This window comes from uncultured Lamprocystis sp., assembly GCF_903933125.1.
Taxonomy (GTDB): domain Bacteria; phylum Pseudomonadota; class Gammaproteobacteria; order Chromatiales; family Chromatiaceae; genus Thiodictyon.
The window spans coordinates 1-21,047 of sequence record NZ_CAIZIZ010000466.1; the positions used below are offsets into that span (position 1 = coordinate 1).

Consider the following 21,047-nt stretch of genomic DNA (forward strand, 5'->3'; position numbering starts at 1 on the left):
CCGGAATTATGATCAAGGCCTCCGGCCGCGATAGGGGGCCCACCGTAAACTCCGATGCTGCGAGACCCGGCGAGCCCCCATCGCGGCCGGAGGCCGCTCCCACAAGATCAGGATCGCCGGGACTTTCACGGTGAATTTCTGATAGACAAAGGGCGTCACGACCCCCGGCAGTCGCTGGCCGCCTCCCGACCCAATTCGCGCACGAGTCCGCCAACCGTGCCCTCGAAATGTCCCAGGGGCTTCGATTTTTGCCGCGGGTCCAGAAATTCGACGCGGTAGGTGCGCCGATAACGCTCCATCGTGGTCCGAAAGTGCTGCTGCCCGCTGCAGTTGCTGAAATACCCGTAGCGCGCTTCGTACGTCGCCTTGCATTCAGCATGCTGTTGCGCCTTGTGAAAGGCCCTGTCCTCGCTGGTAAAGGTCTCGCCGAAGCATCTGCGTACCTCGACGTTTTGGGTGCAGTAGCCGGAATAGGTGCAGGACTGGGTCGTGCTGCCCTGGTATTGGCCCTCGGGGTGATCGGTCCAGGTCCCCGCAATATCAGCAGATAGCCCGTGCGTCGCGCCGAAAATCTGAACGGTGTTGTTGGTCAGGGCATCCTTCGGGAGTTTGATGACGAGCTTGCCGCGGCCGGTTTCGATCTCGAGGCGTGAGGACGCGAACGGCAAATGCCCCTGAACGACCGTGAACTTCATGCGGCCGGGTTCGATCAACAGTCCTTGGCCGGCACTGGACAGGTAAAACGGCCGTTCATCCGTGGTCGTAATGATCCCTGGAACCCCCCAGGTGGTTGCGCATCCCTGGAGCAGGGCGATGACGCCCGGCAGCATCGGAGCCAGGAGGCGGGTCAGGAAAGAGGGCGCCCGGAGACCCGTCGTCTTCATGGAGGTGCATCCTTCAGTCGAAGATTGACTGCGTTGTTCGGGGCAATGGTGGCCGTTCCGGCCAATGTGACCCTATTGATCATCGGTCCGGCCGCAGGATGACTGGAGATCGAGGCTTTAGCCGGTCGACCTCGCGTCTGGGCCGCCCTCGTCCGGCGAACAGCCATGGAAGGGACCTCAGTCACCCCGGAAGACGAAAGTTCCCCGTGGGAGCGGCGCCCCGCCGCGATGCGGTGCCGCGGTGACCGCGAACGCCGCGGCTGCGCGCTCGGCCCCGTCGCGGCGGGACGCCGCTCCCACAGGGTCGCTGCGCGACTTTCACGGTAAGCCTCAACCTCCAGTGCGGGGCGCCGGGACTCCGGCCGGAACAATGATCAAGGCCCCGTCCGGCGCGTCGCCGGACGGGGCATCCTCAGTGCCCCGACAGTTTCTGCACGTAGCCGTTCAGGACCAGGGCCGCCAAAACCAACCCGATGATGATCAGCCAGCCGGTGACCCTGCGGCCGGCGCGCACGGATTTCTCGGTCGGCGGCTTGATCAGGTACTTCTCCAACTCGCCGCTGGCCTTGAGGCGTTCGTATTCCAGGGCATGTTCGTGCTTGAACTCTTCCAGCGGCACGGCACCGGTGGCCATGACGATGTCCATGGGCCATTTCTCCGGACGGAAGTGCACGTTGAAGTAGTGCACCGTGAACAGGAAGACCGCGGCCAGGATCGCCTCCTCGGCATGCACGATGGTGGCGATGTTGAACACCCAGCCCGGCAGGAACGAGGCGGTGACGGTCGGGAACCACAGCATCAAGCCGCTCAGGCCGATGATCGCCATACCCCAGAAGGGTGCCCAGTAGTCGAACTTCTCCCAATAGGACCAGCGGTCGAACTTGGGTCGCGGGGCGAACCCGAAGAACCATTTGAACATGGCGCCGATGTCGCGAAGATCCTGCAGGTTGGGAACCATGGAGGTCGGTCCGAACCAGCGGAATTGCCGGCCGGCGCGCGCGATGTTCCAGATCACGACGACCAGATGGCCGAAGAACACGGCGATGAAGGTCACGGCGGCGACCCGGTGAATGATGCCCGCGACCTTGGGTCCGCCCATGACGTTCATGACGTACTGCGCCCAAGGCTGTTCGCCGAACAGGACCGAGGTGCCGGTCAGCACCAGGACCATGACGGCAATGGCCAGGATGCCATGGGTGAGCCGCCAGCCCGTGCCGAAGCGGCGGAAATACACCCGGGGCGGATTGGCCGGGTCGGGCCGATAGCCTTTACCCTCCTTGCGCTCACGCCATTCGCGATAGATCCACAGCAGCATGTGCGTCCAGAAGAACAGGAAGACGCCGATGATCAAGACATCCATGAAGCGGGCGGCGATCCACATCTCCGGATAGTTCTCATAATCGTTGGCATCGCCATGGGCATGGAAGCCCAGGAAGCCGATCGGGGCGTCCTTGTGGCACTGGCGGCAGGTCTCCAGCCGGTTGTTGGGGTGGACTTTCGACGCCGGGTCATCGACCTTCATGATCCCGTGGTTGCCGTGGCAGTCATAGCACTTGGCGGTGTAGGTGTAGCCCAGACGGATGACCTGGCCGTGGTAAGACGCCTGATAGGTCTTCAACTGCTTTTCATGGCAACTGCCGCAGTTGCCGGTAATGGTCAGTTTGACCTTGGTCTGCTCGGGTGAGTCGATGTTGTGCGGGGTATGACAGTCGGAACAGACCGCCGCGCCGGCGTTTTGCCCCTCGATCACCGCCTTGCCATGGACCGACTCCGCGTAAGCTTCTTCCTGCTTCGCATGGCAGCGGCCGCACACCTCGGGATTTTGTTGGCGATGTTCGGCCCGCGCCGTGCTGCCCAGGGTGCCGATCGCATGGGCCTCGTGGCAGTCATAGCAGGTGGCATTGGTGCGCGATTGGTCCAGCAGGCTCGGCCGCGCATGGACCGAGTTCATATAGCCGTCGATCTGCGCCAGGACCACGTCCAGACGCTTGTATTTGGGGTCGTCGCTGCCGCGCTGGGCTTCGGCCGTCATCATGTGGCACTGCACGCAGCCGATGCTCTTGGGCAGCGGCATCTCGTGGTTGGCCTTCTTGATGCTGTTGTGGCAGCCGACGCAGGGTTGTTTGCCGTGCACGCTGTGCTCGAAGCGTTCACGGTCGATGAAGATGTTGACCTCGGTGCCGTCCTCGCGCTCGGAGGTTTTCTCGTCCTCGTCGTTGTGACACTTCAGGCAGCGCTCGTTCGGGATCTTCGGGAGCTTGAGCAGTTCGGTCGAGCTCGGGAGTTTGGCGGCAGGCGACGGCGCCCCGTCCGTCTCGGCGGTTACAGCGCCGACAGTACCCGCGACCAGGCCGATCACCAGGATCAGCAGCACCAGGTACCAGGGACGGGCGGAATGGGACTTGACATGCATCAATGGCCTCGACAGATACGGTTGTGACGGTGCGGCCCTGGGGCGAGGCTGCTGATCCGGGGCGCGGTGCTGCCTGCGCCTCAAAGCGGAACCACCCCCTCGGGAGTCATCGAGTCTGACGCCCGCGGTTATACCATCGTCCGCGCCGCTTCAACAGGCCATGCGGTCAGGATCGCTTCAGTTAAGCGTTGTGCCGTGCTTTATTCATCCCAAGGTGTCCCAAGCAAGCGCTGCGGACGGTGGACGAGGCCAGCCTGATCGCGGGCGCACGACTGCGCTACACTTTGCTGCGGTTCCGCCCAGTCCATGCTGTTTGCAACACGGGTTTCCGACGATGAACCTTCGTCCCGCGCTCTTCGATCTGGCGATCCGCTATCGGCTCGATGGCCCGGCGGCCCGGCGTCTGCTGCAACTCGCCGGGCTCGATGCCGAGCCGGCCGGCCTCGACCGGTGGTTGCCGCGGGGGGCGGCATTGCTGGCGGCGGCCTTGGCAGGCCTGGGGTTGATCCTGTGGGTCGCCGCCAACTGGGATGCGCTGGGCCGCGGCGGGCAGTTCGCCTTGTTGCAGGGCCTGGTGTTGGCCGCCGGTGTCGGGGCGCTCGTGCTGCCGGCCGGGCGTCCGGCCCTGGGGTTGCTGGCTTTGCTTGCGATCGGCGGGCTGCTGGCCTATCTGGGTCAGACCTATCAGACCGGGGCCGATCCCTGGCAGCTCTTCGCCTGGTGGAGTCTGCTCGGCCTGCCGCTGGCGCTCGCGGTGCGCTCCGATGTGCTGTGGACGCCTTGGGCGCTGGTGGCGATGACCGCCATCGCGCTCTGGGCGCAGGCGCACGGCAGCCGTTCCTGGGTGGTCGGGCCGGACGATCTGGCGGTGTCGGCCTGGGCCTGGGGGGCTGCCGCCCTGATGGTAGGGCTGCTCGGCCCGGCAGCGCGGCGTTTCACCGGGGCCGGTCTGTGGTCGCAGCGCACGGCGGCGACGCTGGCGGCGGCTCTGGTGACCTTCACGGCGCTGAGCGGGCTCTTCTTCGGCGACACCATCGGTCTCTATTGGTTTGGCCTCCTGGTCCTGACCGCGGCAGCCCTGGTCCTGGCGTTGCCGCGCGTCTTCGAACTCGGGACCCTGAGCGCCGTGGTCCTGGGGCTCGATACGCTGCTGACGGCTGGCCTGGGCCGTTGGCTGTTCCGCGACGTTTCCGGGGGCGCGGACATCGGCCGTTTGTTCGTGCTGGGACTCTTCGCCGCCGGGCTGCTGGCGCTGTCGGTCACCGGCTTGCTGCGGCTGGCGCGTTACCATACTGGGGGCCGGACATGAGCGACCGTCTTAACCGCACCCTGGCGGCAGCCGTCGCCGCCGGTCTGATCCCGCGCGATGCCGAGCGCCCGCCCGCGGACGCCCGTCCCTGGCCGGTGCTGCTGCTGACCGCGCTCGGCGCCTGGCTGGCCGCGATTCCGCTGCTTGCGGGCGTCGGATTGTTGCTGGCGGACTGGCTGGCGGGCGATCTGGAACCCTATCTGGCGGGGGTGCTGATCCTCGCGGCCGCGGTGGTGACCTTGCGCGCCCGCGACCTGCCGCTGTTTATTGAGCAACTCGCGGTTCCGGCGTTGCTGGTGGGTCTGGGCGCCTTGGCCTTCGGGCTGGGCCGCGACCTGCCGCGGGAGACGGCGGCGGGCCTGGTCGCGGTTCTGGCTTTGGCCCTGGCCGCCGGCCTGCCGCGCCCCTGGCTGCGGGTGCTGCTCGGAGCCGCGGCCGGGGGGCTATTCGCGCTGGCCGTCGCGCTCGTCCTGGCGGCGCCGCGCGACCTGCTGGTGCTGGACGGCTCGGGCCGCACCTGGGGCTTGCTGGCACTCCAGGTGACGCTGGCCCCCTGGTTGATCGGGCTTTGGGTGCAGCCGCGCCTGCTCGGTGCGGGCACGGGTGCGGCGGCAGCGCTGGAGTCGATCGGCGCCGGCTGGCTGCTTGCCACCCTGGCCGGGCTCGCGCTGGTGTCGGGCATGACCCTGCTGGCGGGCGCTGGTTTGAGCCCTCTGGCCCGCGATCTGGCCACCGAGTGGTCGGCGCGCCACGGTGCGGCTGGCGGGCCGATCTGGATGGCCGCGGGCTCGGCCCTGTTGGTCCTGGCCGCGACGCTCTGGGGTGCGCGTGTCTGGCTGGGGCTGCGCCGGCCCTGGGTGCTGGGTCTCGGGGCGGCGGTCGCCGGGCTCGCCTGGTTCCTGCCCAGCCTGGGCGGCGTCTGGCTGGCTCTGGTGATCACCGCCACCAGCGGGCGTTGGCGCCTGGCGGGGGCGGCGGCGCTGGCGGCGGCCTGGATCATCGGCAGTTTCTACTATCAGGTGCAGTGGCCGCTGGCCCAGAAGGCGCTGGTGCTGGCGACGGTTGGCGGCCTGCTCGGGCTGCTGGTTCTGCTGGGCGGCGGCTTGGGCCGCCGCGCCGCACCCCAGTCGGCGGCCTTCGGCGCAACGCGCGGCTGGGCACCCTGGCTCATCGCGTTGTCTGTCCTGGCGACCCTGGGAGTGGCCAATGTCGCGATCCGGCAGAAGGAGTCGCTGATCGCCGCGGGTCGGCCGGTGTTCGTGGCACTGGCGCCGGTGGACCCGCGTTCGCTGATGCAGGGTGACTTCATGCGTCTGCGGTTCGGCCTCCCGGCCGGGATCGACGACCTTGGTCGACTCAGCGGCGGCCGGCCACGGGTGGTCGCCCGTGCCGATGCGCGCGGTGTGGCGACCCTGTTGCGCCTGCATCGTCCGGACGAACCGCTGGCCGCGGATGAGTTTCTGATCGCGCTGACTCCCAAGGACGGGCGCTGGACTCTGGTCACCGATGCCTGGTTCTTTCGCGAGGGCGACGCGGCTCGGTGGCAGGCGGCGCGCTTCGGTGCGTTTCGTGTCGCCCCGGACGGCGAAGCACTGCTGGTGGGGATGGCCGATGCGCAGTTGCAGCCGATCGCGGCGGGCGACTGAGCCGCGTGTCGCGCGGCCGGCGGGCATTGGCTTGGTCGTGATCGTCTCCATAATGAAGGGTAGAACACGTGAGTTACTCCGCGCGCCCCGCGCGCTGCATGACCAGCACCAGCCAGTGCGCTTGTTCGCCTCCATCGACGGCTAACCCGTCCTCTCTCCAGGCTGATCCACTATGTCCGACCTGCAACGCCCCCTCGCCCAGCCGCCGCGCCCCGCGCTGATGCTGCGTCTGCTCGGCAGCGCGCTCCTGGTGTCGAGCGTTTACCTGGTGTCGTGCCAGGCCCTGTTCTTTCCTGTCTGAACTGCCGAGGACCCCGCGGTGACGATGCCCCCCAAGCCGCCCCGAGATGTGCGTCTGAACGAGCTCTTGCCGCTGGTGCGGTCCATGTTTGCCAGCACCAGCGCTTACGCACCCCTGATGAAGATCCCGCACACTGCACTGCGCGCGCTGGTGCAGGGTGCGGAGGAGACCCAGCCGCGCGTCCAACCGCCGCCGCTGCTGGCGGGTGCGCTGCTGTGGGTCTTGCCGACGCCGCTGCTGTTCGCCGCGATGATCGCCCTGGGGACCGGCCATCTGGACCGTTTCCTGGCCGACGCCGCGGGCTTCGGTCTGCTCATGGCCGGTGCCTGGTTGACGCGGCGCGGCATTCGGGCCGCCTATGTCCGGCAGCAGCCGCGTTTCGCACGTTTGTGGCGCTGGCCGCTCAAGACCCTGGGTGGGCTGGCGACCGCGCTGGGGGTCGGGGTCACCGCCGCCTTCAGCGTCGGTCAGGGGCCGGCGATCAGCCTCGCCTTCGCGGCGGTCGCCGCCCTGGGTTTCCATCTGACCTACGGATTCGAGCCGCTGGGGCGGCCGCGTCTCTTCTGGAGCGGCGATGAGCGGTTGCGCAAGGTGGCCGAGGCGTTGGCCGAGGCGGAGGGGCGGCTGCTGGACCTGGAGCGCACGGCGGCGGCGATGGCCAATCCGGAACTGAAGGCGCGGGTCCTGCGGATCAGCGCTCAGGGCCGCGGCATCCTGGAGCAGATCGCGGACCGGCCGGCCGATCTCTACCGGGCACGCAAGTTTCTCAACGTCTATCTGGAGGGCGTCCAGCAGGTGGCCGAGGGCTACGCCCGCACCCACCGCCTGGCCGATTCGCGCGAACTGGAGCAGAATTTCCGCAATGTGCTGGTCACCGTCGAGCAGGTCTTCGAAGAGCAGCGGCAAAAGCTCCTGCGGACCGACGTGCTCGACCTGGACGTGCAGATCGAAGTGCTCAAGAAGCAGCTCGATCGTGAGGGGATCGCATGACAGCAATCGCCTGAGGCAATTCACGGGAATAGACACGGCTGCGCGGCTGTCGGGGCGACTGTCGGGGCGACTTTAGTCGCCCCTCCACCTCGGCAGAACCTTTCCGGGAAAGCATCTACCGCCGTGTAGGGGCGAATTCATTCGCCCCTACAACCCAACAGGCTTTCTGCGCATGCGCAGTCGGGATGCCTATTAACGGAAATCGCCTTAGGGGCGACTAAAGTCGCCCCTACACGTTGGTACATCGTTTCCCGGAAATCACCTAAGGTCAGGCGTCTAAGGCTTCCGCCCTGGCTTCGCAGCGGGTCCGCCCTTGCGAGCAAACGAAATATCGTGAAGCCCCGTCGTTTTGCCCTCGTTTCCAGACACATCGCTGTTCACTTGCCCGATCTGTATTCAGGAGTGCCCTCAATGACTGAACAAACCACCGAATTGGAATCCCGTCCAGACACCCTGGAGCGGGCCATCACCCTGCGCCCGGAGGCCGGCCCGCTACAGACCACAATCCCGGCCGCCCGCACCGAACTGGCACCCCAGGTCGCCGCCCTGCTGCGCGAGATCGACCTGACCGACAGCCAGTCCGTCCTGTTCTTCGGTGCCAAGGCGCAGGAGCAATTGACCGAAGTCTCGGATCAGATGCTGGAAGGCGTGCGCGCCAAAGATGTCGGCCCCGCCGGCGCCTCATTGAGCGAGATGGTCACCACCCTCAAAGGCTTCGACGTCGATGCGTTGAACCCCAACCGGAAGCCGGGGTTCCTTGCCAAGCTGATGGGCAAGACGCGTCCGATCGCCCGGTTTCTCGAGGAATACGAGATGGTGCGCGACCAGATCGAGGCAATCAGTCGCGACCTGGAGCGTCACAAGACCAAGCTTCTGACCGACGTCACCGCGCTCGACCGGCTCTACCAGGCCAACCTCGACTATTTCCGCGCCCTGGAACAGTACATCGATGCCGGCGAGGCCAAGCTGCGCGAACTCGACGACACCGTCATCCCGGCGCAGGCCGCGCAAGTCGCGGCGAGCGACGACATGGTCCAGGCGCAACAACTACGGGATCTGCGTGCCGCGCGTGATGACCTGGAGCGGCGCGTCCATGACCTGAAACTGACCCGCCAGGTCGCCATGCAGGGACTGCCGAGCATCCGGCTCGTCCAGGAGAACGACAAGGGTCTGATCAACAAGATCAGCTCCACCCTGGTCAACACCGTGCCCCTATGGCGCCAGCAGTTGGCCCAGGCAGTCACCATCTTCCGCTCCAGTGAAGCGGCCGGCACCATCCGCGCGGCCACCGATCTGACCAACGATCTGCTGCGCGCCAATGCGGAAAACCTGAAAACCGCCAATGCCCAGGCCCGCCGCGAGATCGAGCGCGGTGTCTTCGACATCGAAGTGGTGCGCCACGCCAACCAGACGCTGATCGCGACCATTGAGGAGAGCCTGCAGATCGCCGACGCCGGCAAGCGCGCCCGCGCCCAGGCCAGTCAGGAGTTGGAGCGGCTGGAGGCGGATTTGCGTCGGACGTTGAGTGCGGCTAGCGCCAAGCCGACCGGGGAGGGAGGGGAAGACCGCGGTCGCAGCCGCGCGTAGGCTTAAGGCGGTAGGGCGCAATAGCGCAGCGTATTGCGCCTCAAGCATCCGCTGACACAGACCGGCTTGCCCCTTGCGTAACTTGTGGGAGCGGCCTCCGGCCGCGATGGAACCCACCGCGAACTCGACGCGCCGAGACCGTTCGAAGCCATGTCGCGACCGTAGGCCGCTCCCGCTTCTGTCAGTCGAACATGATCGACTCAAAGCACGCTTTCAATATCGGCTCCAGCGAAGTCGTTGCCGACGAAGAGTAGACGGCACGCGTGATTGTTCTCAATCGGCTGCGCCGGGGTCTCGATAAGTCGCAAGTCATTGGCGGAAGGGCGTGGGAGTCGAACCCACCCAGGACCGCCTGACGGCCCCAACCGGATTTGAAGTCCGGCCGCCTCACCGGATAGCGACGCCCTTCCAGAAGCACTGTTGTCCGGAGCGCCGCGGCGACCCGGTCATCGAAGAAATGCCACAGGATGGGGTGCAGTGCAAGGGCAGAATGGGTCGCCGATCGCCGTCACTGCGTTTGTCTCCGGCACTCCGGCCTTGGTCATGGTTCCGGCCAGCCGAGGCGTAGGACGGTCGACGTGCTCAGTTTGCGCAATCGGGCGCAGGGGTTCCCAGCTAAACCGCCAAGCGCCGATGCAGCCCCTCGTCCCAGTCCGCGGTCAAGGAGCGGAAGATCCAGTTCCGGCGACGACGCAGGTGGTTATAGGCTGCTTTCAGGTCTAGGATCATCGGCGCACCGGTTTCCAATGACAGGCGCGCCGCACCGCAGCGCCCGCGCAGTAACCGGCGTGGATCGCGGTTGATGGTGCCCTCCGGGAACAGGGCGAGCGAACCGCCGGCCAGGAGCCGCGCCCGGGCCTGCTCCAGGGCGGGAGTCTCATGGAGAAACCAGGGCTTGAGCCGGTTCAGGACGCGCGGGCGGGCATCCTTGCGTGTCACCGTGATGGCCCCGGTACGGGCGTAGAGGTAGCCGACACCGGGGATCAGACGGAAATTCCAGTCCGCCAGGAAGTGCACCGGGCGTCCGCCGCGGGCCAGCATCAGGGCTGCGGTCAGATAGACGGTCTCGCGGCGCGAGCCGTGATTGGCGACGAGGATGAAGGGGTCGCGGTCCGGCAACACCCGCTCCCATTGTTCGATGGTGCGGACCTGCCACCGCGCCAGGGCCGCCGCCGCACGCAAGGCGACCCGATCCAGAGGGCGCGCCAAGGCCTCCAGCGGCCAGCGCCACAGGTCGCGCGGGCGCAGGTCCTGCCAGGCAGGGAGGCCGGAGTGCAACGCCGAGCTGTGCTCAAGTGACATGGGGAAGGGCGAGCGCCGAACACTTGACGGTCAGGATGCGCGATCATCGCACGCCCGTGTTGCGGTACCGGGACGGTACCGTTTCAGTTCGGCGAAGGGGCTCGAAACCGCTCAGTCACAATGATACGAATCGGTGAAAGTCGCGTTTGAGGGTGTTTTTCAGTGATTCGATGTTCATGGTCGTTTGCGTCTTCTCCGCCGATGCAAGGCGAGTCCTTGGAACCGTCGTGAACGTGGATTTCTATTCGCAGACTATAGCCAACCCGGCTGTTTGACAACGGTCCGATGGGCGCTGCGCAGCAGTTCCAAATTTGGGCAGCATCGCGCAGCCCTTGGTGGATGCGGCGCGCGCGACCGACGTGCCGGGTCCATGACACCGAGCGGCGCGCCTTATCCACCCTACAACGGAACCGGTTTTGTCGGGCGGATAAGCGTAGCGCATCCACCATCAGCCTCGAAAATTGGAACTGCTGGGCGCTGCGCCAACGCACCCGCCGTGGCCCTTCGCGTTAGCGGGCCAGCAGGCTGTCGCGGAAGACGCGGTGACCGTCACCGATCCGGCGCGAGTATCCGATCCGGTCGAAATACTCCAGGATTTGGATGGCCAGCTTACGGCCGGTCCCGATGGCATCGCGGAATTCCGCGGCGCGCGCCTCACCGGCGCTCTCGCTCAAACGCAGGGCAATGGCGGCGAGGTCGGCCACCGCGGCGCTGGTGAAGTAATGATCGTGGGCGACCCGCTCGACCTCGCCCATGGCGGCCAGGCGTTTGAGCAGTTGCCGGATGCTGTCTTCTTCCTGATCCAGTGCGCGGGCCAGGTCCCGGACCCGGGGCGGGTCGAAGGGTTTGGCGGTCAGCAAGGGGCTGATGCCGTCCCGCCACAGGTGCTCATCGCTGTCCGCGAGCCGCACCGCATGGCCCGGCAGGTGAATCCAGGGGCCGGCACGCACGATCTTTCCATGAGCGGCCAAGGTGTCGAGCAAGGCGCCAAAGGCCGGCCGGGTCATGGCCGGGCCGGCGATACGGCGCAGGCGTTCCCGGTCGGGACCGCGTTGGTCCGGGTGTTCCTGATGGGCAGCGCGGAGCGCGTCGATCACGCGCTGCGCGAGGGCCTGCCACTGCTGCGGAGCGAACAGCAGCGCCCCAGCAGCCGTGTCGATCCGCACGCAACCGGGCCGGTCTATGATGGCCGAGGTGGTTGCCTGGTCCAGGTTCCACTGGCGCCTCAACCGATCCAGGTCCAGTCCTTGCGCCGCCAGTTCCAGTGCCGCAACGGCCGCGGTCAGGGTGTCCGGTTCAGCCAGCGCGGCCAAGAGGGCGAGCCGGGCCGGGCGACGCCGGCCCCGCGCGGGCGGCTCCGGGTCCAGCACCCAGCCGCCGGCGAGGGTGCGGCGGGCGGACTGGTCGCGCAGGATGAAGCGATCCCCGCGCACGGCCGCCAGGTCCGCGTCCAGCACCAGTTGGGCCAGACCCGCGGCGCCGGGCGCGATGGCTTCCCCGTCCAGCACGGCCAGCCGACCGGTGCCATGGGCGGCGCCCAGATGGCAGTGGACCGGGGTCCAGTGTTTGAGCGGACCGGCCTCGGTGCCCAGAACCCGCACCTGGACGTCCAGCCGGCGGGTGGGCAGATGCAGGTCCGGGTCGAGCACCAGGTCGCCGCGGCCGACCGCCTCGCGATGCAGATCGGCCAGGTTCAGCGCGCACCGTTGACCGGCCAGACCCTGCTGCGCCGACCGATTCTGGGCGTGGATGCCGCGCACCCGCACCGGCAGGCCCGCGGGTGAGACCAGCAGACGGTCACCCACCCGCACCCGGCCGTCCAGTACCAGGCCGGTTACCACGGTGCCGGCCCCGGCGATGCTGAAGCTGCGGTCGACCGCGAGCCGGAAGCGTCCGCCGACGCGCCGGGGCGGAAGCCGGGCCGCGACGGTCTCCAGGTGCCGCTGCAGCGCCGGGATGCCGTCACCGCTCAAGGCATTGACCGGAAAAATGGGCGCCGCCGCCAGCCCGGTCCCGTGCAGCAGGGCGCGGATTTGGCTCTCGACCTGGGCGACACGCTCGGATGACACCCGGTCGATCTTAGTCAGGGCCACCAGGCCGTGGTCCAGGCCCAACAAGTCCAGCACCTGGAGGTGCTCTCGCGTCTGCGGCATGGGTCCGTCGTCCGCCGCGACCACCAGGATGACGCAATCGATCCCGGCGGCTCCGGCGACCATGGTGTGCACCAGGCGCTCGTGACCTGGTACGTCCACGTAGCCCAGGACGGCACCGGAGGCGATGGGCTGGTAGGCATAGCCCAGGTCCAGAGTGATGCCGCGGGCTTTCTCCTCCGGCAGACGATCCGTATCCACCCCGGTGAGTGCGCGGACCAGGGCGGTCTTGCCGTGGTCGATGTGGCCGGCGGTGCCGATGATCACGCGGGTACCGCGCGGTGCGCCAGAATGGCGAGTTGGCCGCGGAAGGTCTCCGGGTCTTCCAGGCACCGCAGGTCGAGCCACAGGGCGCCATCGGCGATGCGGCCGATGACCGGGACGGGGAGCTGCCGCAAGGCGGTCTCCAGGTCGCGCAGTACGCCGCCGCGTCGGCCATTGGGTCTGATCACCAGGGCCTGGCTGGGCAACCGGTCGACCGGCAGTGAGCCGCTGCCGATCTGGCTTTGCACCGGTGCGGTGTCGACCGTTACCGGCCAGTCCGCCAGGGCCTGCGCCAGGGCCGGCATCAGGTCGGTCGCCAGGGCCGCGATCTCAGTGGTCGGGCGGGTGAGGAGCCGCAGGGTCGGCAGGCGCTCAGCCAGTCGCTCCGGGTCCCGATACAGGCGCAGCACTGCTTCCAGGGCGGCCAGGGTGAGCTTGCCCAGGCGCAGGGCACGCTTCAAAGGGTTCTTCTTGATGCGGGCGATCAGGTCGGCACGGCCCGCCAGGATGCCGGCCTGGGGTCCGCCCAGGAGTTTGTCTCCGCTGAAGGTCACCAGATCCGCCCCGTTGGCCAGGGTTTCCTGGGGCGTGGGTTCGTGGGGCAAGCCGTACGGGGTCAGGTCCACCAGGGTGCCGCTGCCCAGGTCCACCACCAGGGGCAACCCGCGGTCATGGGCGAGCCCCGCCAGCTCCCGCTCCGGGACCGCGGCGGTGAAGCCCTGGATGGCATAGTTGCTGGTATGGACCTTCATCACCAGCCCGGTGCGCGGTCCGATGGCGTCCGCGAAGTCACGGGCATGGGTGCGGTTGGTGGTGCCGACCTCCTTCAGGCGCGCGCCGGCCCGCGACATGATGTCCGGGACCCGGAAGGCGCCGCCGATCTCCACCAGTTCACCTCGGGAGACCAGCACCTCCTTGCGCAGGGCCAGCGTATTGAGCAGCAGGAAGACCGCGGCGGCGTTGTTGTTCACCACGGTCGCGGCTTGCGCTCCGGTCAGATCCTTGATCCAGCCCTCCACCAGGCTGTCCCGGTCGCCGCGGGCGCCGCTCGTCAGGTCATATTCCAGCGCGCAGGGTTCCCGGGCGGCCAGGGTGAGGGCGGCCACGGCCTCTTCCGGCAGGGGGGCGCGGCCCAAGTTGGTATGCAGGACGGTGCCGGTCAGGTTGAAGACCCGCCGCAGCCGGGGTGACTCGGACCGAGCCAGGCGTTCGTCGAGACCGGCGGCGATCCGGGATTCGGCGAATGGGTCGGCGATCGCCTCCCCGGCCGCGATGCGCCCCCGCAGGTCATCGAGCAGCCCGCGCACCGCGGTGAGTACCGGCTGGCGGCCATATTCGAGCAACAGCGGCGCCAGGGTTGGCCATCCGAGGATGCGGTCGACCGAGGGTGGTCGTGGGAGGACGCTATGCACGATAGACGATCCTTATGGTTGTCGTTGACGGGTTTTTCGGAACCGGAAACAAAGTACAGATGCACTGCCCGCGGATCATCCGGGCGTCGCCGCCCCCCCTTGCAGCAGCAGGAAATTGAGTCCGGCCCGCTCGAAACCCTCCTGGTCCACCAGGAGGTCCAGGGCCAGGGTCGCCAGGTCATCGGCCCAGGGGTCGAGGTGCGGGTTCCGATCCAGTCGACAGAGCTTGAGGTAGCCCCGGCATTCCGGGCAGGTCTCGGCCTGCACCGCGGGTTGCGGAACATTCGCAGCGTCCTCGGCGTCGCGTGCGGTCAGACTGAGATAAGCCACGCCGCGGCTGTTATCGCACAGGCTGCATTTGGCTCTGACCACGTGCCATTCACTGGCACAGAGTCCGCAGTGCAGATAGCGCAGCCCGTCCACCGCCCCGCCGATCCGCTGGACGGCGGCCACCGGCGGCGAGCCGCACACCGGGCAGACCCCCGGCTGGGTATGACCCAGGCCGGGCGGGGCGATGACATCCGGGTCGAGTCGGGCCGCGGCGGCCGTCCAGCAGACTTGCAGCGCGGCACCGATCAGCGGGGCAGCGGCCAGGTCCAGCGCGCTGCCGTCACCGGTCAGGAGTGCGCGGGCCTGAGCCTCCAGCCAGTCATTTTCAGCCCCGGTCAGCCGACTGAAGGCCGCGGGGTCCGGTGCCTGGGGCGCCAGTTCCGCGGCGAGCCGACGGACCAACTCATGCCAGGCGGGACTGGGCCACCAGGAGGGGGCGGCCAGCGGGGGCATGGCCGCCTCCCGGCAGTGCGCGAGCAGTGCGTCTGCCGGTAGGGGGTCGGGTGCCAGTCCTTCCCACAGGCGTTCCTGGCACTCGGCCAGGTCGGCCGCGAAGCGCAGGAAGGGTTCCAGGGCATGGCCGGGCGCCAGGGTGCGCAGGCGGTGCGCACGGCCGGCAAACAGTCCCAGCGCGGGCAGACGCAGGGTCGGGAAGACCCCGGCCGCGGGTTCGAGTTGGCCGGGTTGGAGGATGGGGCTGGGCATGGTGGGTATCTGTAATCCCAAGAAAGAGACGTTCTCTCACAAAGACACAAAGATCACAAAGACTTCAACGCGAACGCAACTGCTTGACAGTTGCGCCCGCATCTGATCGACTCTCGCCAGCCTGGCGGTTTGTCTGGCGCTTGCGTCGTCGACATCGAGTTTACCACTCTCCGAGAAGGATGCGTTGTTATGAGACCGGACGAGATCAAGCAGAAGATCAGCGAGTTAAGTCTATCCGAAAAACTGCTGCTGGTTGAAGACATCTGGGATTCGATCGCGGCAAGCAGTCCCGATCTTCCTCTGCCTGAGTGGCAGAAAAAAGAATTGGACAAGCGCTATACCGACTACCAGCAGGGGGCTCTGGAACTCCATGACTGGCAAGCAGTGCATGAAGGACTGCGCGATAAATATAAATGAAGCTGCGCTACACTGCCGGCGCAAGAGACGACATCGATCTGGCGGCCTTGATCGTAATTCCGGCCGGCGCGTGCGTATTCAGGGCTTCCAGCCCTGACCATGTCAGGCCAGGATGGCCTGACTACGCACCCGGCGAGACCAAGTGGCCGGAATCTTGATCGAGACCGATCTGGCCTTGGCATGGTATGAGCGGCAACGCCGAGGCTTGGGGTTGGAGTTCCTCGATTGTGTCGAAGCCGCCATCGCATCGCTGCGAGACAGTCCTCAGATATACCCGATTCGCTTCTTGCTTTCGTTGCTGCGTGGTCCACCGTTTTCCTTTTTCGATTTTCTACACGATCGAAGACGATGAGATTATCGTGCACTCCGTCTTCGACAATCGGCAGAATCCTAGCAAGCGACCGTTTTAGATTCGGCAGATCCGCCATCCCTGGCTTCGTCGATATAGCCTTCGTACCTGATATCCGGACAGAGCCTTAGTAGGGGCGGGTTTGAAACCCGCCCCTACGTCCGGTTATCACGTCCGATGGCTATATCTCGCATCCTGGCCTTGATCGTCATCCCGGCCAGCGGCGTGCGTAGTCAGGGCTTCCAGCCCTGACGGTGTCAGGCCAGGATGGCCTGACTACGCACCCGGCGAGTCCAAGTGGCCGGAATCTTGATCGAGGCCCGCATCCTCACCCCTCTTTCGTCGCCTCCTTATACCAGGCCCGATGATGCTGTTTGGCCCAGGCGCGGGTCACGGTGCCGTACCACATGGCGCGGATGGTGCCCTTGGTCCAGATGGCGGCGTAAACGTGGACCATGATCAGGCCGATCATCACCGCGGCACTGCCGGAATGGATCACGGCGGCCAGCCGCACCCATTCCACCGGGAAGCTGAACCAAGCGCGCCACAAGGGGATGCCGGACAGAATGAGCAGGAGCATGCACCAGAAGAGCAGCCAGAAGAGGATCTTCTGGCCGCCGTTGTATTTGCCCTGCTCGGGCATGTTGTGGTCGTCCCCGTCCACCATCTCACGGATGCGCTTGAGCCATTGCCAATCGGCCGCGGTCATGAGGTTGAGACGGGTGAAGCGAATCAGCATCACCATATAGGCCAAGGCCATCAACACCCCCAGATAGGGGTGAATGATGCGGGTCCAGGTCCCCCCGCCGAAGAGCAGGGTGAAAGGCCAGAAGGCCGGATGGAACAGGGCGAGCCCCGAGAGGCCGAGCAGGATGAAGCTGATACCGACAATCCAGTGGTTCAGGCGCTCGCTCGGGGTGTAACGGACCAGATCGCGCGGATCGCGTTGCATTATTCGACCTCCTTCTCGGTCTCTTTGGAGACCTCATTGGGACCTTTGGTGATGTAGTGGAAGAGTCCGGCCAGACTCACCGCCGCGAAGGCGGCGATGGCCAATGGCTTGGTGATGCCCTTCCAGACACTGACCAGGGGATCGATTTGCGGGTCCGCGGGCAGGTTGGCGTAGAGCCCCGGTTGGTCCGCGTGCTGGAGCACATACATCACATGGGTTCCGCCCACCCCCGGCGGATCATAGAGCCCAGCCTTCGCGAACCCGCGTTCATTGAGGTCACGCACCCGAATGGCCGCGTGTTGCACCATGTCGTCCTTGGCGCCGTAGGTGATGGCGCCGGTGGGGCAGGTCTTGACGCAGGCCGGTTCCAGGCCCACCGCCACCCGATCCGAGCACAGCGTGCACTTATACGCCTTGCCGTCCTTCTGGGCTATCCGCGGGATATTGAAGGGACAGCCGGTGATGCAGTAACCGCAGCCGATACAGTGCTCCTGATTGAAATCCACGATGCCATTGCCGTATTTGACAATGGCGCCGGGAGCCGGGCACGCTTTGAGGCAGCCGGGGTCCGCACAGTGCATACAGCCATCCTTGCGAATCAGCCATTCCAGGTGGCCGTTCGGCTCCACCTCCGAGAAGCGCATGACGGTCCAGGATTGATCGGTGAGGTCCATTGGGTTGTCATAGACACCATGGTTGAACCCCACCTCATCACGCAGGTCGTTCCATTCCATGCAGGCGACCTGGCAGGCCTTGCAGCCGATGCATTTCGAGATGTCGATGAGCTTGGCGACCTCGAACCCCTGACGGGCCGAGGGCGAGGGCGTGGTGGTGGCGGAACGGGCGGTGATATCGAGTGGTTGTAGTGCCATGGTCGCCTCCTCACGCCTTCGCCTGGAGTCGGGTCGGGAGTTTTTCGATGTCCACCAGGAAGGCCTTGAACTCCGGCGTCTGGGTATTGGCATCGCCCACGAAAGGCGTCAGGGTATTGGTGATATAGCCGTTCCTGGCCACCCCCTTGAAGCCCCAATGAATCGGAATGCCCACCGTATGCACCGCCCGGCCATCGATGGTCAGCGTCTTGAGGCGCTTGGTGACCACGGCCACGGCGACGATGAAGCCCCGTTTGGAACGCACCCGCACGTGGTCTCCCGCGGTAATGCCCTTGGCCGCGGCCAATTCCTCGCCGATCTCAACGAACTGCTCCGGCTGCACGATGGCATTGAGCCGCACGTGCTTGCTCCAGGTGTGGAAGTGCTCGGTCAATCGGTAGGTGGTCGCGACATAGGGGAACTCAGCCGCGCTGCCGAAGCTCTCCCAATCGCCTTTGAACACCCGTGCCGCCGGGTTGGCCCGGGCGAGCGGGTTATCCGGATGCATGGGGTTGTTGGCGAGCGGCGACTCCATGGGCTCGTAATGTTCCGGGAAGGGACCTTCCGCCATCATGTCCCGGGCAAAGAAGCGGGCCACGCCCTCCGGATTCATGATGAACGGACCCATGCCATCCGCCGGAGCGCTGTCGGGCTTGAAGTCCGGGATGTCCGAGCCCGTCCACTTGCCGGCCGCCGCATCCCAGCCCACCAATTTGCGGCTGGGATCAAAGGGCGCGCCATCCGCATCGCAGGACGCGCGGTTATAGAGCACGCGCCGATTGGCCGGCCACGCGAAGGACCAGTTGAGGTTCTGGCCGATGCCGTAGGGGTCCGCGTTGTCGCGGCGAGCCATCAGGTTACCCTTCTCGGACCAGGCTCCGGCAAAGATCCAGCAGCCGCAGGAGGTAGACCCGTCGTCACGCAACTCGGCAAAGCTGTTGAGTTGCTCGCCGGCCTTCACCAGGACCTTGGTCGCGTCCTTGAGGTCGGTGACGTCCTTGATCGCCCGGCCGGAGAACTCCTTCGCCAGCTCGTCCGGCGCCGGATGGGCAGGCTGCTTATGTCGCCAGGTCAGGTTCAGGATCGGGTCCGGGAAGGCGCCGCCATCCTTCTTGTACATCGCCCTCAGTTTCAAAAAGATTCCGGCAATGATCTCCTGGTCGTTCAATGCTTCACCGGGCGGCTCGGCACCCTTCCAATGCCATTGCAGCCAGCGACTGGAATTGACCAGTGAGCCGTCTTCTTCCGCGAAGCAACTGGAGGGCAGCCGGAAGACTTCAGTCTGGATCTGCGTCGGGTCCACGTCATTGTATTCGCCGTGGTTCTGCCAGAATTCCGAGGTCTCGGTCGCCAGCGGGTCGATCACCACCAGATACTTGAGCTTGGCCAGTGCCCCGGACAGTTTGATCTTGCACGGCGCCGAGGCCAGCGGATTGAAGCCCTGGCAGAAATACCCGTTCATCTTGCCGTTGTTCATGTCTTCGAACACTTGCAGGATGTCGTGCGTCTTATCGAGCTTGGGCAGCCAGTCGTAACACCAGTTGTTCTCCGGCGTCGCGGCATCGCCATACCAGGCTTTCATGGTGCTCACGAAGAACTTGGGATAGTTCTGCCAATAGCTCAATTGGCCGGGCCGCAGGGGTTTGGGTGAACGCTTGGTCAGATACGCTTGGAAGTCCTTCTCGGCCTCGCCCGGCAATGTCATATAGCCGGGCAACAGGTTGGACAGCAGCCCGAGATCCGTGAGTCCCTGGATATTGGAATGACCACGCAGGGCATTCATCCCGCCGCCGGCCACCCCGATGTTGCCGAGCAGCAACTGCACCATGGCCCCGGTGCGGATCATCTGCGAGCCCTGGGAGTGTTGGGTCCAGCCCAGGGCGTACATGACGGTCATGGTCCGATCGGGGGCCGCGGTCTCCGCGATCATGCCGGCCACCTTGAGGAAGGCCTCCTGGGGCGTGCCGCAGATCCGCTCCACCAGTTCCGGCGTATAGCGGGCGTAATGGGCCCTCAGCAACTGGTAGACACAGCGCGGGTCTTGAAGGCTTGGATCGGTCTTGACGAAGCCGTCCTCGCCCATCTGGTAACCCCAGGTGGCCTTGTCATACTTGCGCTTATCCGGATCATAGCCCGAGAAGATGCCGTCCGTGAAGGTGAACTCATCCTTCACCAGGTAGCTCATGTCCGTATAGTCCCGGACATACTGATGATGGATCTTGTCGTTGCTCAGCAGATAGTTGATGAGCCCGCCCAGGAAGGCGATGTCGGATCCGGCACGGATCGGGGCATAGTAATCCGCCACCGCCGCGGAGCGGGTAAAGCGCGGGTCGACGACGATCAGCCGGGCCTTGCGATGGGCCTTGGCCTCGGTCACCCATTTGAAGCCGCACGGATGGGCCTCGGCGGCATTGCCGCCCATGATGAGAACAAGGTCGGTATTCTTGATATCGACCCAATGATTGGTCATGGCGCCGCGGCCGAACGTCGGGGCAAGACTTGCCACCGTCGGGCCGTGTCAAACGCGCGCTTGATTATCGAATGCGAGCATCCCCAGGCTGCGTACGACCTTATGGGTCAGGTAGCCGGTTTCATTACTGGAGGCGGAGGCGGCCAGGAAGCCGGTGCTGTTCCACCGGTTGACGGTCGCGCCGTCCTTGTTCACGGCCTCGAAGTTGGCGTCCCGGTCTTCCTTCATGAGGGCGGCGATCCGCGTGAAGGCGTCATCCCAGGCGATGGGCTGCCACTCGCGGCTGCCGGGTGCCCGGTACTCGGGTTGCGTCAGGCGCGTGTCGCTGTGGATGAAGTCCAGAAGTCCCGCGCCCTTGGGGCACAGGGTGCCGCGATTGACCGGGTGATCCGGGTCGCCCTCGATATGGAAGATGCGCCCGTGCACATTCTTGGCCCCGGCGCCCAGACCGTACATCAGGATGCCGCAGCCGACCGAGCAGTAGGGGCAGGTGTTGCGGGTCTCGGTGGCCCGCGCCAGTTTGAAGCTGCGCATCTCCGCGAGCGCGGTGTCGGGCGCAAAGCCCAACAGGGTCAGGCTGGAGGTGCCCACCCCGGTGGCGCAGACCTACAGGAAGGTCCGACGTGTGACTTGCATCTGACTGTGTTCCTCTCGTTGTGGTATGCGCGCTTTGGACTACAGGATGGGCACCTGC

At 65.9% G+C, this 21,047-nt stretch carries 15 protein-coding genes and 1 tRNA gene; 6 read left to right on the forward strand and 10 right to left on the reverse strand.

The annotated features are described in order from the left end of the window. Positions 1–155: 155 nt before the first annotated feature. Both QZY03_RS25005 and QZY03_RS25010 read right to left on the reverse strand, forming a co-directional pair. The gene (locus QZY03_RS25005) at positions 156–884 is read right to left on the reverse strand and encodes a hypothetical protein (RefSeq protein WP_295585658.1); all 729 of its coding nucleotides are present in this window, start codon (positions 882–884) and stop codon (positions 156–158) included. A 412-nt stretch (positions 885–1,296) separates the two neighbouring features. Further along, on the reverse strand, positions 1,297–3,297 hold the full coding sequence (locus tag QZY03_RS25010) for a cytochrome c3 family protein (RefSeq protein ID WP_295585659.1): 2,001 nt from the start codon (positions 3,295–3,297) through the stop codon (positions 1,297–1,299). A 334-nt stretch (positions 3,298–3,631) separates the two neighbouring features. On the opposite strand from QZY03_RS25010, the gene QZY03_RS25015 reads away from it, so the two are divergent. The 5 genes from QZY03_RS25015 to QZY03_RS25035 all read left to right on the forward strand — a co-directional run bounded on the left by QZY03_RS25015 (position 3,632) and on the right by QZY03_RS25035 (position 9,130). Continuing rightward, complete coding sequence (locus QZY03_RS25015) at positions 3,632–4,606, forward strand: DUF2157 domain-containing protein (protein WP_295585660.1); 975 nt, start codon at positions 3,632–3,634, stop codon at positions 4,604–4,606. Beyond that, positions 4,603–6,252 (forward strand): GDYXXLXY domain-containing protein, encoded by a 1,650-nt coding sequence (locus tag QZY03_RS25020; protein WP_295585662.1) that lies wholly within the window; start codon positions 4,603–4,605, stop codon positions 6,250–6,252. Before QZY03_RS25015 ends, QZY03_RS25020 begins: the two co-directional genes overlap by 4 nt. Before the next feature lie 172 nt (positions 6,253–6,424). Then, complete coding sequence (locus tag QZY03_RS25025; RefSeq protein ID WP_295585664.1) at positions 6,425–6,553, forward strand: hypothetical protein; 129 nt, start codon at positions 6,425–6,427, stop codon at positions 6,551–6,553. Between the two features lie 24 nt (positions 6,554–6,577). Beyond that, positions 6,578–7,543 (forward strand): 5-bromo-4-chloroindolyl phosphate hydrolysis family protein, encoded by a 966-nt coding sequence (locus tag QZY03_RS25030; protein WP_295585679.1) that lies wholly within the window; start codon positions 6,578–6,580, stop codon positions 7,541–7,543. Between the two features lie 411 nt (positions 7,544–7,954). Beyond that, entirely contained in the window at positions 7,955–9,130 is a 1,176-nt protein-coding gene (locus QZY03_RS25035) for a toxic anion resistance protein (protein WP_295585665.1), read from the forward strand. 313 nt (positions 9,131–9,443) lie between these two features. Here the strand turns inward: QZY03_RS25035 and QZY03_RS25040 are convergent. The 5 genes from QZY03_RS25040 to fdhE form a co-directional block, all read right to left on the reverse strand. After that, positions 9,444–9,540 (reverse strand) — tRNA-Sec (locus QZY03_RS25040). A gap of 205 nt (positions 9,541–9,745) precedes the next feature. Beyond that, positions 9,746–10,432, reverse strand: a complete 687-nt coding sequence (locus QZY03_RS25045) for a 1-acyl-sn-glycerol-3-phosphate acyltransferase (RefSeq protein WP_295585666.1) — start codon at positions 10,430–10,432, stop codon at positions 9,746–9,748. A 509-nt stretch (positions 10,433–10,941) separates the two neighbouring features. Continuing rightward, on the reverse strand, positions 10,942–12,849 hold the full coding sequence (selB, locus tag QZY03_RS25050; protein ID WP_295585667.1) for a selenocysteine-specific translation elongation factor: 1,908 nt from the start codon (positions 12,847–12,849) through the stop codon (positions 10,942–10,944). Beyond that, positions 12,846–14,258 (reverse strand): L-seryl-tRNA(Sec) selenium transferase, encoded by a 1,413-nt coding sequence (gene selA, locus QZY03_RS25055; protein WP_295585669.1) that lies wholly within the window; start codon positions 14,256–14,258, stop codon positions 12,846–12,848. The genes selB and selA overlap by 4 nt, the downstream gene beginning before the upstream one ends. A 75-nt stretch (positions 14,259–14,333) precedes the next feature. Then, the gene (gene fdhE, locus QZY03_RS25060) at positions 14,334–15,293 is read right to left on the reverse strand and encodes a formate dehydrogenase accessory protein FdhE (protein ID WP_295585671.1); all 960 of its coding nucleotides are present in this window, start codon (positions 15,291–15,293) and stop codon (positions 14,334–14,336) included. 189 nt (positions 15,294–15,482) lie between these two features. On the opposite strand from fdhE, the gene QZY03_RS25065 reads away from it, so the two are divergent. Continuing rightward, on the forward strand, positions 15,483–15,710 hold the full coding sequence (locus QZY03_RS25065) for an addiction module protein (RefSeq protein WP_295585672.1): 228 nt from the start codon (positions 15,483–15,485) through the stop codon (positions 15,708–15,710). 677 nt (positions 15,711–16,387) lie between these two features. On the opposite strand, the gene QZY03_RS25070 is transcribed toward QZY03_RS25065, so the two are convergent. The 3 genes from QZY03_RS25070 to fdnG are packed head-to-tail and all read right to left on the reverse strand — an operon-like array spanning position 16,388 to position 20,944. Continuing rightward, the gene (locus tag QZY03_RS25070) at positions 16,388–17,011 is read right to left on the reverse strand and encodes a formate dehydrogenase subunit gamma (RefSeq protein WP_295585673.1); all 624 of its coding nucleotides are present in this window, start codon (positions 17,009–17,011) and stop codon (positions 16,388–16,390) included. Continuing rightward, positions 17,011–17,883, reverse strand: coding sequence for a formate dehydrogenase subunit beta (gene fdxH / locus QZY03_RS25075; RefSeq protein WP_295585675.1), 873 nt, complete (start codon positions 17,881–17,883; stop codon positions 17,011–17,013). Before fdxH ends, QZY03_RS25070 begins: the two co-directional genes overlap by 1 nt. A 10-nt stretch (positions 17,884–17,893) precedes the next feature. Beyond that, positions 17,894–20,944 (reverse strand): formate dehydrogenase-N subunit alpha, encoded by a 3,051-nt coding sequence (gene fdnG / locus QZY03_RS25080; RefSeq protein WP_295585677.1) that lies wholly within the window; start codon positions 20,942–20,944, stop codon positions 17,894–17,896. Between the last annotated feature and the right edge of the window lie 103 nt (positions 20,945–21,047).